Genomic DNA, 12,918 nt, shown 5'->3' with positions numbered 1-12,918 from the left:
ACTACGACCGAAAAACCCAGAGTGTGCTCCGGATAGACTGAAAAGTGTTACCTATGTTCCCGGTCTGATCTGTTACCTATGTATCCGGTCATACAGAAGCGCCACCGGGCAATTACATTACACGCCGATATTACGTAGTTTCTCCCCTCTCATCAGCTTGCGTTCAATATGCTCCAGGGTCACGCCCTTGGTTTCGGGGATCAGCCAGAAGGTCACACCGATAAACGCCACGTTCAGCACCGTATAGAGCCAGAAGGTGCCTGCCGCGCCAATCGCATCCAGCAGCGTCAGGAAGGTCGCGCCAATGATCATGTTCGACACCCAGTTGGTGGTGGTGGAACAGGTGATACCAAAGTCGCGGCATTTCAGCGGCTGTATTTCAGAGCACAGGATCCACACCACCGGCGCGGCGCTCATCGCGTAACCGGCGATACACATCATGGTCATGCCCACGGAGAGCCAGGAGAGGCCGCTTGACGCCGTGCCGTTATCGAACTGCATCAGGCAGTAGCCAAGGATTAAGGTGCCGAGCGCCATCACGCTAAAGCCAATTTTCAGGGCGGGTTTACGTCCGGCCTTATCAACGGTGAACACCGCGATAAAGGTGGCGAACATAAAGGTCAGCCCCACCACCAGCGTGGCGATCATCTGCTGTTCGGTGGTGGTAAAACCGGCCATTTTAAAAATGCGCGGGGCGTAATACATAATGATGTTCATCCCCGTAAACTGCTGCATCGCCTGTAACAGCATGCCGAGGAACACCGCGCGGCGCACGTTGCGGTTCGCCTTAAACAGGGACCAGCCGCCCTGCTTCAGCTTCAGGCTTTCGCGGATTTCGTTCAGCTCTTCACGCGCTTTTTCAGACGTGTCGCGCAACATGCGCAGCACCTCTTCCGCCTCCACGTGACGCCCTTTTTGCGCCAGCCAGCGCGGGCTGTTCGGCAGGAAAATGACTAACACAATCAGCAGCAGCGCAGGCAGCGCCAGCACGCCAAGCATTGCCCGCCAGTTGCCGCTGTAGCTGAAGTACGTATCCGACAGAAACGCCAGCACGATACCGAGCGTCACCATCAGCTGATACATACTGATCATCTTCCCGCGCACGTTCTCACTTGCCATTTCAGAGAGATAAAGCGGCGCGGTGTAGGACGCGATACCCACCGCTACGCCAAGCAGCACGCGTGAAAGCAGCAGCACTTCTATGTTTGTCGCAAACGCGGAGCCGATGGAGCCTGCGACGAACAGGATCGCCCCAACCATCAGGCTGTATTTGCGCCCGAGACGGAACGACAGCCAGCCGTTAAACAACGCGCCGATGGCCGCGCCCAGCATCATGCTGCTTACCACCCACTCTTGCAGGCGGTTGCTTAACGTAAAGTGGTCGGTAATAAAGGGCAGTGCGCCAGCGATAACGCCGATATCCAGACCAAACAGTAGACCGGCTACGGCGGCCGCAACAGAAACAAACTGGTTCATGCGTCGGGTATCGCGCAGCGCAGCGGGCATAAGGGTAGAGTCATTTATAGATGTCATAGTTTCCTGCCTCAACAGCGAAATTCGTTAAGTGAAATTACGAGATACCGGAAGAAAGTGTCAGGTCGGAACTGGTGAAGATATGGATTATTTCGCTACGACATACCGTTCTGTGATGGACATTACAATTTCAAATCAGGGTGGTTTAACCTTATTTTTTATTAATTAGTTAATATTTAAGCAATAAATGTGTGATACCCGTCATTTATTCCTTTTTGGTATGGATTTTTCATCTTTAAGGATATGGATAAAGCCAATTTTGGCGCAAAAAAAACCTCCACCCGAGGGCAGAGGTTCTTTATTAAGGCTGAATTAACGTGCCAGCCAGCCGCCGTCAACGGCGACGGTATAGCCGTTAATGTAATCCGAAGCCGGAGAAGCCAGGAACACAACCGGGCCCATCAGATCGCTCGGCAGACCCCAGCGACCCGCTGGAATACGTTCCAGAATTGCCGCGCTGCGCTCTTCATCAGCACGCAGCTGCTGGGTATTATTGGTGGCCATGTAGCCCGGCGCAATCGCGTTGACGTTGATATTGTGCTGCGCCCACTCGTTCGCCAGCAGACGGGTCACGCCCATCACGGCGCTCTTCGATGCGGTGTAAGACGGTACGCGGATGCCGCCCTGGAAAGAGAGCATGGAGGCAATATTGATGATCTTGCCGCCTTTCCCCTGCGCGATGAAGTGCTTCGCAGCCGCCTGGGACATAAAGAACACGCTCTTGATGTTCAGGTTCATCACGTCGTCCCAGTCCGTTTCGCTGAAGTTAATCGCATCTTCACGGCGAATCAGGCCCGCATTGTTGACCAGAATATCGATATGCCCGAACTCCGCCACCGCGCGATCCAGCAGTTCAGGGATCGCATCGATTTTGCGCAGGTCCGCGGTCAGGCTCAGGAAACGACGGCCCAGCGCGGTGACGCGCTCGATGGTTTCCGTTGGCTCTACGATGTTAATCCCGACGATATCACAGCCCGCTTCCGCCAGACCTAACGCCATACCCTGCCCCAGCCCGGTGTCACACCCGGAAACCACAGCCACTTTACCCTGCAGAGAAAATGCATCCAGAATCATGTTTGTTCCTTAATCGTTCAGCGCCTGTCACCAACAGGCAGATGTATGCTTAACTGCCTGCGACTAGCGCAGATCCTTAACAGCGACGTGGTCCATGTCATCGAAGACCTGGTTTTCACCGACCATACCCCAGATAAAGGTATAAGCTTTCGTTCCCACGCCAGAGTGGATGGACCAGCTTGGCGAAATGACCGCCTGCTCGTTGTGCATCACGATATGGCGAGTTTCCTGCGGCTGTCCCATCATGTGGAACACGCAGGCATCTTCATCCATGTTGAAGTAGAAATAGACTTCCATGCGGCGCTCGTGGGTATGGCACGGCATGGTGTTCCACAGGTTGCCCGGCGCAAGCTCGGTCAGCCCCATGCTGAGCTGGCAAGTTTCCAGCACATCCGGTACGAAGTATTTATTGATGGTGCGGCGGTTGCTGGTGAGGTTGTCACCAAGGGTCACCGGGGCAACGTCCGCTGGCGTGACTTTTTTGGTTGGGTAAGTCGTATGAGCCGGGGCGCAGTTGTAGTAGAACTTCGCCGGTTTGCTGCCATCGATGCTGGCGAACACCACTTCTTTCGCGCCTTTTCCGACGTACAGCGCGTCACGGTGACCAATTTCGTAGCACTGGCCATCGACGGTTATGGTGCCCGGCCCGCCAATGTTAATCACGCCCAGTTCACGGCGTTCGAGGAAGTAGCTCACGCCCAGCTGTTTGCCCACTTCACCGCCCACGGAGACGGTTTTCGCCACCGGCATAATCCCGCCCACAATAATGCGGTCAATATGGCTGTAGACCATGGTGTACTTGTCGGCTTCGAACACTTGCTCAACTAAAAACTCACTGCGCAGCCCCTGAGTATCCAGCGTTTTTGCGTGCGCACTGTGGATGCTTTGTCTGACGTCCACGTAAACCTCCAGAATTGATCGTGCCCGAAGGCAAAGATGAATAACGAAACAATGTTCCGTTTTCGTGATGAACACATATTATCCCCTGTACATGGGGTTTTCAATTACATTTAAAACAACGTTTCATTTTTTCTGTATGTTTATGCCAGAAATGGTGTTTCGATCACGATAAATCTTTAAGCCCCTCAATCTGGCTAAAGAAACTGAGAATTTGCGCTGTCAGTCACACACAATGAAACGATGTTTTGATAATTTAACACCTAGTTTTCAACCTATATTACGCGTTCAAAGGAGTGCATTATGGCTAAAGGTATGCGGGTCAAGCTGAACTACGAGGTCAGCCGCGATCCGGATACAGGCGTGGAAGTTACCCGCCTGACCCCACCGGAAGTAACCTGTCATCGCAACTACTTTTACCAGAAGTGCTTCTTTAACGATGGCAGCCACCTGCTGTTCGCCGGGGAGTTCGACGGTCACTGGAACTATTACCTGCTGGATCTGAAAAACGCCGAAGCGGTGCAGCTGACCGAAGGCGCGGGCGATAACACCTTTGGCGGGTTCCTCTCTCCGGACGATCAATCCCTCTACTATGTGAAGAACGATCGCACCCTGCTTGAGGTGGATTTAAAGACGCTGGCAGAGCGCGAAGTGTACCGCGTCCCGGAAGAGTGGGTTGGCTACGGCACCTGGGTCGCGAACAGCGACTGCACCAAACTGGTGGGTATTGAGATTGCCAGACGTGACTGGACGCCACTCAACGACTGGAAAATTTTCCACGACTTCTTCCACAAAGGGCCGCACTGCCGCCTGCTGCGCGTTGATCTAAAAACGGGTGAAAGCACCACCATCCATGACGAGAAGATCTGGCTGGGACATCCGATTTATCGCCCGTTCGATGACAATACCGTGGCCTTCTGTCATGAAGGGCCACACGACCTGGTTGACGCCCGCATGTGGCTGGTCAACGAAGATGGCAGCAACGTGCGGAAAGTGAAAACGCACGCGGAAGGGGAAAGCTGCACGCATGAATTTTGGGTGCCGGACGGGTCCGCGCTGATCTACGTCTCTTACCTGAAAGGTCAGCAAGGGCGCACCATCTCCCGCTTCAATCCGGACACCGGCGTGAATGAAGCGGTAATGAACATGCCCGCCTGTTCGCACCTGATGAGCAATGTTGACGGCACCATGCTGGTTGGCGACGGTTCCGGCACGCCTGTCGATGTGAAAGACACCGGCGGCTACACCATTGATAACGATCCTTATCTGTATGCCTTTGACGTGGCGAAGAAAGCCTATTACCGCATTGCCCGTCATGACACTTCCTGGGCTACGGTGGCGAACAGCCGCCAGGTAACCCACCCGCATCCGTCCTTCACGCCGGACGAAAAAGCGGTGCTGTACAGTTCCGATAAAGACGGCAAACCGGCCCTCTATATCGCGAAACTCCCCGAGCAACCTGAAATGTTGCATGCCTGAATGAGTTAGTGTTTCTGTAACTGGCCTTGCCCTCCGATTCGGAGGGCTTTTTTTTGGGTGATTGCGGCGCTTTTTGCCGGGTGGCGCTAACGCTTACCCGGCCTACGAAACGACTGATTGGAGAGAAAGTGTAGCCGGGTAAGCGCATCGCCATCCGGCATACGAAACGACGGAGTGGAAGGAAAGTGTAGGCCGGGTAAGCGCATCGCCATCCGGCATACGAAACGACGGAGTAGAAGGAAAGTGTAGGCCGGGTAAGCGCAGGGCCACCCGGCATACGAAACGACGGAGTGGAAGGAAAGTGTAGGCCGGGTAAGCGCAGGGCCACCCGGCATACGAAACGACGGAGTGGAAGGAAAGTGTAGGCCGGGTAAGCGCAGGGCCACCCGGCATACGAAACGACGGAGTGGAAGGAAAGTGTAGGCCGGGTAAGCGCAGGGCCACCCGGCATACGAAACGACGGAGTGGAAGGAAAGTGTAGGCCGGGTAAGCGAAGCGCCACCCGGCGGTTTTTAGCGAAGAAGCTGGATTATCAGAAGGAGTACGCCACGCCTAAACGGAAACGGGTCTGGCGTTCGTCAGTGTCTTTAACCCCCACGTTGCCCACCTCAACATACGGTGCCCAGTTTTTATCCCATTTGTAGGCCAGCTTGGCGTTATATTCATTGGAATAATCTTTATTGTTATTTCGGGCCACGCCTTCAGAGCTTTTCGCGTAAACATAGTTCAGCTCGGTACGCCAGTCACCTAATACCCAACCGACCCACGCATCACCACGGTTAACTTTATCATCGTCCTTATTTGAGCTTGACGGGTAGCGGGTATATTCATAACGGTAACGCGCGGCCACGTAGAAGCCATTATCGAAACTATATTGCACATGCAGATTCGGTTTATAAATGGTACGACTGTCTGTGCTTTCAATCGTAAACGCAGGCGTCAGGGCGATATTGTCTGTCGCTTTCCAGCGCCAGCTAATCTGATCTTCGTGACCGTTCCCCACCACATCCGCGAATGGCTGATCTGCCTTGTCCCCGCCTGATTTCCACTTCGCCTCGACTGAAAAACCGAAGCCATTGTCAAAGCGGTGCGAGACGGCAACACGGTCGGCATTCGAGCCGCTGTCAATATATTCGTGACGCAGATCGACGGTAACGGCGCTAGCCGCAAAAGAGGCACTAATAAGGGAAGCAAGGAGCAGAGATTTCTTAAACATGAAAAAACCCTCAATTAAAATAACGTTTCGTTTTTATGAAACTTGAGTTTATTTTTTATGTACCGTTATTTTAGTGACAAGGATCGAAATTATTTGTTTCATTTTTTTTGGCAAAGATCGACGTGAACCTCATCAACAAAAAAGGCGTATAACGCATAAATTCCAGGCGTGAGATCACACTAAGAACTTCACAAAGCGAATAATTCACCGCGCAATAATTATTGTGGGCTTAAGAAAGAACTCAGAAGTGTTAAAAAAGGATTCTGCGGACATAAAAAAACCTCCCGAGGGAGGCTTTCTGTGCGCAGAGGGGGAAATTACCGTTCGATAGCCAGGGCTACCCCCTGCCCTCCGCCAATGCAGAGCGTTGCGATCCCTTTTCGGGCGTTACGCTTTTTCATTTCGTGGACTAGCGACACCAGAATGCGGCAGCCGGAAGCGCCAATAGGATGACCGAGCGCGATCGCACCGCCGTTGACGTTGACCCGCAGCGGATCCCATTCCAGCATTTTCCCGACCGAGATCGCCTGTGCAGCAAAGGCTTCATTGACTTCAATCAGATCTACATCGTTCAGCTGCCAGCCCGCCCGCTCAAGACAGCGGCGCGTGGCATAGACCGGGGCGATCCCCATTAACGCAGGATCAACACCCACGCTGGCAAACGCTTTGATGCGCGCCAGCACCGGCAGCGCCAGCTCCTGGGCTTTGCTTTCACTCATCATCATCACCGCCGCCGCACCGTCGTTAATGGATGATGCGTTACCTGCCGTTACAGAACCGAGCGTTTCGAAGGCCGGATCGAGTTTTGCCAGCCCTTCTGCGCTGGCATCGGTGCGAGGCTGCTCGTCGGTATCAACGATGAGCGCTTCGCCGTTCTGGCGTTGGGTACTGACCGGGACAATTTCATCGCGAAAACGGCCGGAGTCGATCGCTGCACGCGCTTTTTGCTGCGAGCTAAGCGCATACGCATCCTGAAGCTCGCGGCTGATGCCGTATTCCCGCGCCAGGTTTTCCGCCGTTACGCCCATATGGTAGTCGTTGAAGGCGTCCCACAGCCCGTCATGAACCAGGCTGTCAAGCAGCTGACTGTTCCCGAGCTGCGCGCCGGTCCGGCTGTCGGTCAGGACATGCGGGGCGCGGCTCATGTTTTCCTGCCCTCCGGCAATGACCACGTCCGCTTCACCGCACTGGATGGCCTGCGTCGCAAGATGGAGCGCTTTCAAACCTGAACCACAGACGTCGTTGATGGTAATCGCCGAAACGGTATTAGGCAGGCCGCCCTTCAGCGCCGCCTGTCGCGCAGGGTTTTGTCCCGCGCCAGCGGTCAGCACCTGGCCGAGGATCACCTCATCAATTTCATGTGCGGCAACCCCGCTGCGTTCCACCAGCGCTCTTACCACCACGCTGCCGAGATCAACCGCAGAGTGACGCGCAAGCGCTCCCTGAAAACAGCCGATAGCCGTACGTAACGCACCCACTATAACGACATCTTTCATCACGACCTCTGTGCAAAATGACATGACGATAGTAGAGGATTGTTATCAACAATTGACGCAAATGTTTAAAATTAGTGAGTTTAGTCACAGGATTATCGTGCATCCTGCAAGTACTGGCGCAGCCAGCTTCCGGCGACGCCGGGCGGGGTTCTTTTGTTCCATACCAGATCGATGGCAATCGACCTCGGCCAACCCGGCACGTTCAGCTGCACCAGCGATTTCGATGCGGCAAATTCGTCGACCAGCGCGCAGGGTAACGCGCACCAGCCAAAGCCCTGTACCGCCATGCTTAGCAGCAGCAGGTAGTTCGGCGCAGACCAGACCGGCCCGCGCGCAAGGGGCGCTTCCCGTTCAAGATAGGTACTCAGCCGCAGCTCGCGCCAGCCATGCAGCTCGTCCGCCTGCGTCTCATGTTGCCCTGCCAGAGGATGTCCGGCAGAAACGTAAATAGCCATCCGCGTCTGCATAGGCAGGCGGGTCGCGCCAATATCGGTCGGGTAGCTGTCGCGTGCTTCCGTCAGGCCAATTTGCGCCCGCTCCTTTTGCAGCAGATCGATCACGTCCTCCTCTTCCCCAATCAGACACTCGAATTCGGTGTGCGGAAAACGCTGGTCGAACTGGCTCATCATCTCTTCCAGCACGGCCGGGTTAAGCGTATCGGAGAGAACAAAGGTAAAACGCGCCTCCGTTTGCGCCGTTAAGGATACGGCCAGCTCATCAAGGCGCGCGCTGGCGGCGAGGATTGACTGGACATAGCCCAGCACCTGTTCACCCTGGGCGGTTAACACCGGGTGACGCGCCGAGCGATCAAACAGCTCAAAGCCAAGGTCAGCTTCAAGGTTGGCGATGGAGGTGCTGATGGTGGACTGGCTTTTACGCAGCCGTCGTGCCGCAGCTGAAAACGAACCTGCGGAGACAGTTTCAACAAACGCGGTCAGTGCTTCGGGAGAATAACGCATGATGTATCTACTTTATCGATGGATACCATCTTTTATATATCACCTTAAGCGATAAGAATAGGCCGCATCAACGCCCATACTGGCGTCTATATGAGGTAAATATGCAACATCAGGATGCACTCCAACGTAAATTGCCGGAGCGGATCTTCCATGCCGTCTGTTTTGAAGGTATTGCTACGGCGATCCTCGCCCCTACGGCCGCGTGGCTAATGCAGCGCTCGGTGGTTGAAATGGGGGGTCTCACCATTATTCTGGCGACCACGGCAATGCTCTGGAACATTATCTATAACTTTGGCTTCGACCGTTTCTGGCCCGTCCAGCGGGTGAAGCGCACGGCAAAAGTGCGCGCCCTGCATGCGCTGGGTTTTGAATGCGGCTTTATTGTGATTGGCGTAACCATCGTTGCCGCCGTGCTGGGCGTGACGCTGCTCCAGGCCTTCACGCTGGAGATTGGTTTCTTCCTGTTCTTCCTGCCGTACACCATGCTCTACAACTGGGTGTATGACACCCTGCGGGAGAAAATTATCAAGCGCCGCCAGCAACGTCGCGCCCTGGCAAGCGAATGACCTTCCGGCCGGAGACCTTCTCCGGCCCAACCCCAGCGAAGCAACGGCGACCTCAACGCATAATTATGGTAAATTGCACTCCTTTTTGTTCGTTTTATAGTTGATACGTTGCTCTAATGTCGAAAATTTGGTCAAAAGAAGAGACTCTCTGGAGTTTCGCCCTCTACGGCACTGCCGTGGGCGCAGGAACCCTGTTCTTGCCCATTCAGCTCGGCTCTGCTGGCGCAATTGTCCTGCTGATCACCGCCCTTGTGGCGTATCCCTTAACCTACTGGCCGCATAAAGCGCTGGCGCAATTTATTCTGTCGTCGAAGACGAAAGGCAACGAAGGGATCACCGGTGCCGTTTCCCATTACTACGGCAAAAAGATCGGCAACCTCATCACCACGCTCTATTTCGTGGCCTTCTTTGTGGTGGTTCTGATTTACGCGGTGGCGATAACCAACTCACTTACTGAACAGCTGGCGAAACGGATGACGGTGGATACCAGCGTGCGGATGCTGGTGAGTTTTGGCGTGGTGCTGATTTTGAATCTGATCTTCCTGATGGGACGGCACATCACTATTAAGGTGATGGGATTCCTTGTCTTTCCGCTGATCGCCTATTTCCTGTTTGTCTCGCTGTATCTGACGGGCAGCTGGCAGCCGTCGCTGCTGACCAGCCAGATGGCCTTCGACCAGCATACGCTGCACCAGGTGTGGATATCGATCCCGGTGATGGTTTTCGCTTTTAGCCATACCCCGATCATCTCGACCTTCGCCGTAGATCGTCGCGAGAAATACGGTGAAGAGGCTATGGGTAAATGCAAAAAAATCATGAAAGTGGCGTACCTGATCATCTGCCTCAGCGTGCTGTTCTTTGTGTTCAGCTGCCTGCTTTCGATTCCACCGTCCTATATCGTGGCGGCAAAAGAGGAAGGGGTGACGATCCTGTCCGCGCTGTCGATGATGCCTTCGTCCCCGGCATGGCTGGGCATTTCCGGCATTATCGTGGCGATTATTGCGATGTCGAAATCGTTCCTCGGCACCTATTTTGGCGTGATTGAAGGGGCAACGGAAATTGTGAAATCGTCGCTGAATCAGGTGGGGGTGAAGAAAAGTCGTGCCTTTAACCGCGCGGTTTCGATTCTCGGCGTGTCGCTGATTACCTTTGCGGTCTGCTGCATCAACCCGAATGCGATCTCCATGATTTACGCCATCAGCGGTCCGCTTATCGCCATGATCCTGTTCATCATGCCGACGCTGTCGACGTACCTGATCCCGTCGTTAAAACCGTACCGCTCCATCGGCAACCTGCTGACGCTGATTGTGGGTGTGCTGTGTGTGTCGGTGATGTTTGTCGGTTGAGTGTGCTGCCCGGCGCAATGCCGGGCATCTGTTTTACGCCCGAATATCGTCATACTCCCGCGTATTATCAAACTCATGTTTCGCAAACGGACACAGCGGGATAATTTTACGGTTCTCCCCGCGCATCTTCTCTACCACCTTTGCCACCAGCTGTTTACCCACTCCCTGCCCTTTCAGGCTCGGATCCACATCGGTGTGCTCGATGATGCTCAGATGCTCGCCGGTCGGGACAAAGACGATCTCCGCAACCTGATTGCCTTCGGCGTCGTTGAGATAAAACTTGTTATGGCCTTCAAGAATATCCATGGTTCCTCACTTATTTTAGGCGGTACTTCAGCGCACCGCTCGGGCAGGTATCAATTACGCGCGCAACAGTTTCTGCATCCACTTCATCCGGTGCGATCCAGGGTTTACGCTTCAGGTCGAACAGCGCCGCGCTGCCGCGTACGCAGTTGCCCGAGTGTTTGCAGATCCCTGTGTTGAAGTAGACATCGATTTTCTCACCGGTATAGGCCCGGTACCCTGCATCCAGTAGCTCCTGATCCATGACATTGCCTCTGTAATTATTGTGGTGACAAATGCAGCATACCCTCACCCGATCCGCCTGACCACGTCAAAAACGACGATCGGATACACTGTTTCGGCTCGTTATTTTACTTTTCGCTTAAGACTATTCCGATTATAAAGACTCAGGTCGGCAAGATATATTTTTGCGCTACGTCAATTCTTGTAATCATTTCCGCCGCGTTCATATTAAGATTATTAGCTAAGCGGAATCCTAACGACACAAATTATTTCCCCCTAAGCAATGGATTTACTTCCGATTTTCAAAAATCGTAACGAAGCGGTATTTTCCCCGCATCTCTGGAAATGGTGCAAAACAACCCAGACAGGAAATTTGACTCTTCTCACATAACGACTAATGTTAATTTCTGAACGACAACTGATACGAATTACTTATCGTATCACCTGACATAAACGCAACATGAGGGTTGATATATGGCAGAGCAACATCGTGGTGGTTCCGGTAATTTCGCGCAAGACCGTGAAAAAGCATCAGAAGCTGGACGTAAAGGCGGCCAGCACAGCGGCGGTAATTTCAAAAACGATCCGCAACGCGCATCTGAAGCGGGTAAGAAAGGGGGACAGAACAGTCACGGCGGGGGCCGTAAATCTGATAACTCCTGATCTTATTTAAAGCTCTTATAAATATACCGAGAGCATGCTGCGGGCCTGTCGGCTCGCAGTACCTTCCCTTTATTTCACTGGAGCGAATATATGAATATGAAAACTGTTGAAGATGTATTTATTCACCTGTTATCCGATACCTACAGCGCTGAGAAGCAGCTGACCCGCGCGCTAAGCAAGTTAGCCCGTGCCGCATCAAGCGAGAAGCTGAGCGCTGCCTTCACGGCTCACCTTGAGGAGACGCAGGGACAGATCGAACGTATCGATCAGATTATTGAGCAGGAATCCGGCCTCAAGCTGAAGCGCATGAAATGCGTTGCAATGGAAGGCTTAATTGAAGAAGCCAACGAAGTTATTGAGAGCACTGAGAAAAACGAAGTGCGTGACGCTGCATTAATTGCCGCCGCACAGAAAGTCGAACACTACGAAATTGCCAGCTATGGCACCCTGGCCACCCTGGCTGAACAATTAGGCTATAAAAAAGCCGTTAAACTTCTTGCAGAAACGCTAGAAGAAGAAAAAGAAACCGATCTCAAATTAACCGATCTGGCTGTCGGCAATATTAATCAAAAAGCCCAGAAAGGATAAATAATAATTTGATGAGCATCAGCACCAACAATTAACCAGAAAATAAATCACAGGAGTTAATTATGAATCATGTAGAACACTACCATGATTGGCTACGCGATGCCCATGCGATGGAAAAGCAAGCCGAATCCATGCTGGAATCAATGGCCAGCCGTATTGATAATTATCCCGACTTACGTGCACGAATTGAACAACACGTTAATGAAACTAAACACCAAATTACCGTGCTGGAAGAAATTCTCGACCGCAATGATATTTCCCGTTCGGTCATAAAAGATTCCATGAGCAAAATGGCTGCGCTCGGCCAGTCCATTGGCGGCATGTTCCCTTCCGACGAAATTGTTAAAGGCTCCATCAGCGGCTACGTTTTTGAGCAGTTTGAAATTGCCTGCTACACCTCTCTGCTGGCCGCGGCCAAACAAGCGGGCGATACCGCCTCCATTCCAGCCATTGAATCCATTCTGGAAGAAGAGCGCCAGATGGCGGACTGGCTGATTCAACATATTCCACAGACGACGGAACAGTTCCTGCTGCGCTCCGACGCGGACGGCGTTGAAGCGAAAAAATAACGGAAGA

Annotated in this window: 14 protein-coding genes; 6 read left to right on the top strand and 8 right to left on the bottom strand. The window is 53.2% G+C overall.

Features of this window, described 5'->3' with window-relative positions; genetic code table 11:
* Positions 1–117: 117 nt before the first annotated feature.
* From IM282_RS13265 to kduI, 3 genes are all read right to left on the bottom strand, one after another.
* A complete protein-coding gene (locus tag IM282_RS13265; RefSeq protein ID WP_023298523.1) occupies positions 118–1,533 on the bottom strand; it encodes a sugar porter family MFS transporter in 1,416 nt (471 codons plus the stop codon).
* 312 nt (positions 1,534–1,845) lie between these two features.
* Entirely contained in the window at positions 1,846–2,607 is a 762-nt protein-coding gene (gene kduD / locus IM282_RS13260; protein ID WP_003862835.1) for a 2-dehydro-3-deoxy-D-gluconate 5-dehydrogenase KduD, read from the bottom strand.
* Positions 2,608–2,670: 63 nt separating this feature from the next.
* Positions 2,671–3,507 carry a 5-dehydro-4-deoxy-D-glucuronate isomerase gene (kduI, locus tag IM282_RS13255; protein ID WP_017382863.1) on the bottom strand — a complete coding sequence of 279 codons (837 nt, stop codon included), beginning with the start codon at positions 3,505–3,507 and terminating at the stop codon, positions 2,671–2,673.
* 300 nt (positions 3,508–3,807) lie between these two features.
* Here kduI and IM282_RS13250 point away from each other — a divergent pair, with 300 nt between their 5' ends.
* On the top strand, positions 3,808–4,983 hold the full coding sequence (locus tag IM282_RS13250) for an oligogalacturonate lyase family protein (protein ID WP_022649254.1): 1,176 nt from the start codon (positions 3,808–3,810) through the stop codon (positions 4,981–4,983).
* 532 nt (positions 4,984–5,515) lie between these two features.
* Here the strand turns inward: IM282_RS13250 and IM282_RS13245 are convergent.
* From IM282_RS13245 to IM282_RS13235, 3 genes are all read right to left on the bottom strand, one after another.
* Positions 5,516–6,199 carry an oligogalacturonate-specific porin KdgM family protein gene (locus tag IM282_RS13245; RefSeq protein WP_003862842.1) on the bottom strand — a complete coding sequence of 228 codons (684 nt, stop codon included), beginning with the start codon at positions 6,197–6,199 and terminating at the stop codon, positions 5,516–5,518.
* Between the two features lie 317 nt (positions 6,200–6,516).
* Positions 6,517–7,695 (bottom strand): acetyl-CoA C-acetyltransferase, encoded by a 1,179-nt coding sequence (locus IM282_RS13240; protein WP_022649256.1) that lies wholly within the window; start codon positions 7,693–7,695, stop codon positions 6,517–6,519.
* 92 nt (positions 7,696–7,787) lie between these two features.
* Entirely contained in the window at positions 7,788–8,654 is an 867-nt protein-coding gene (locus IM282_RS13235) for a LysR family transcriptional regulator (RefSeq protein WP_165716049.1), read from the bottom strand.
* Positions 8,655–8,755: 101 nt separating this feature from the next.
* On the opposite strand from IM282_RS13235, the gene IM282_RS13230 reads away from it, so the two are divergent.
* Both IM282_RS13230 and IM282_RS13225 read left to right on the top strand, forming a co-directional pair.
* The gene (locus tag IM282_RS13230; protein ID WP_032626069.1) at positions 8,756–9,220 is read left to right on the top strand and encodes a multidrug/biocide efflux PACE transporter; all 465 of its coding nucleotides are present in this window, start codon (positions 8,756–8,758) and stop codon (positions 9,218–9,220) included.
* Positions 9,221–9,336: 116 nt separating this feature from the next.
* The gene (locus tag IM282_RS13225) at positions 9,337–10,566 is read left to right on the top strand and encodes an amino acid permease (protein WP_022649259.1); all 1,230 of its coding nucleotides are present in this window, start codon (positions 9,337–9,339) and stop codon (positions 10,564–10,566) included.
* A gap of 33 nt (positions 10,567–10,599) precedes the next feature.
* On the opposite strand, the gene IM282_RS13220 is transcribed toward IM282_RS13225, so the two are convergent.
* Both IM282_RS13220 and yjdI read right to left on the bottom strand, forming a co-directional pair.
* Entirely contained in the window at positions 10,600–10,872 is a 273-nt protein-coding gene (locus tag IM282_RS13220) for a GNAT family N-acetyltransferase (protein WP_063163556.1), read from the bottom strand.
* A gap of 10 nt (positions 10,873–10,882) precedes the next feature.
* Positions 10,883–11,113: a 4Fe-4S mono-cluster protein YjdI gene (yjdI, locus tag IM282_RS13215; RefSeq protein WP_022649260.1), complete on the bottom strand. Its 231-nt coding sequence runs from the start codon at positions 11,111–11,113 to the stop codon at positions 10,883–10,885.
* A 452-nt stretch (positions 11,114–11,565) separates the two neighbouring features.
* Between yjdI and IM282_RS13210 the strand changes: the two genes are divergently transcribed.
* The 3 genes from IM282_RS13210 (at position 11,566) to IM282_RS13200 (ending at position 12,911) form a co-directional block, all read left to right on the top strand.
* On the top strand, positions 11,566–11,754 hold the full coding sequence (locus IM282_RS13210; RefSeq protein ID WP_022649261.1) for a general stress protein: 189 nt from the start codon (positions 11,566–11,568) through the stop codon (positions 11,752–11,754).
* A gap of 90 nt (positions 11,755–11,844) precedes the next feature.
* Positions 11,845–12,342 (top strand): ferritin-like domain-containing protein, encoded by a 498-nt coding sequence (locus IM282_RS13205; protein WP_003862851.1) that lies wholly within the window; start codon positions 11,845–11,847, stop codon positions 12,340–12,342.
* A 62-nt stretch (positions 12,343–12,404) separates the two neighbouring features.
* Positions 12,405–12,911, top strand: coding sequence for a ferritin-like domain-containing protein (locus IM282_RS13200; RefSeq protein WP_038416640.1), 507 nt, complete (start codon positions 12,405–12,407; stop codon positions 12,909–12,911).
* The last annotated feature ends 7 nt before the right edge of the window (positions 12,912–12,918 follow it).

It is taken from the genome of Enterobacter cloacae complex sp. P29RS (genome assembly GCF_014893445.1).
GTDB lineage: Bacteria > Pseudomonadota > Gammaproteobacteria > Enterobacterales > Enterobacteriaceae > Enterobacter > Enterobacter intestinihominis.
The sequence above is the reverse complement of the archived record's forward strand: the minus strand, read 5'-3'. Positions and strand labels throughout refer to the sequence as shown.

Bases quoted from the DNA above. Each gene is read 5' to 3' on its own strand.
- IM282_RS13265 (WP_023298523.1), bottom strand. From the start codon at position 1,533: ATGACATCTATAAATGACTCTACCCTTATGCCCGCTGCGCTGCGCGAT.
- kduD (WP_003862835.1), bottom strand. From the start codon at position 2,607: ATGATTCTGGATGCATTTTCTCTGCAGGGTAAAGTGGCTGTGGTTTCC.
- IM282_RS13250 (WP_022649254.1), top strand. From the start codon at position 3,808: ATGGCTAAAGGTATGCGGGTCAAGCTGAACTACGAGGTCAGCCGCGAT.
- IM282_RS13245 (WP_003862842.1), bottom strand. From the start codon at position 6,199: ATGTTTAAGAAATCTCTGCTCCTTGCTTCCCTTATTAGTGCCTCTTTT.
- IM282_RS13240 (WP_022649256.1), bottom strand. From the start codon at position 7,695: ATGAAAGATGTCGTTATAGTGGGTGCGTTACGTACGGCTATCGGCTGT.
- IM282_RS13235 (WP_165716049.1), bottom strand. From the start codon at position 8,654: ATGCGTTATTCTCCCGAAGCACTGACCGCGTTTGTTGAAACTGTCTCC.
- IM282_RS13230 (WP_032626069.1), top strand. From the start codon at position 8,756: ATGCAACATCAGGATGCACTCCAACGTAAATTGCCGGAGCGGATCTTC.
- IM282_RS13225 (WP_022649259.1), top strand. From the start codon at position 9,337: ATGTCGAAAATTTGGTCAAAAGAAGAGACTCTCTGGAGTTTCGCCCTC.
- IM282_RS13220 (WP_063163556.1), bottom strand. From the start codon at position 10,872: ATGGATATTCTTGAAGGCCATAACAAGTTTTATCTCAACGACGCCGAA.
- yjdI (WP_022649260.1), bottom strand. From the start codon at position 11,113: ATGGATCAGGAGCTACTGGATGCAGGGTACCGGGCCTATACCGGTGAG.
- IM282_RS13210 (WP_022649261.1), top strand. From the start codon at position 11,566: ATGGCAGAGCAACATCGTGGTGGTTCCGGTAATTTCGCGCAAGACCGT.
- IM282_RS13205 (WP_003862851.1), top strand. From the start codon at position 11,845: ATGAATATGAAAACTGTTGAAGATGTATTTATTCACCTGTTATCCGAT.
- IM282_RS13200 (WP_038416640.1), top strand. From the start codon at position 12,405: ATGAATCATGTAGAACACTACCATGATTGGCTACGCGATGCCCATGCG.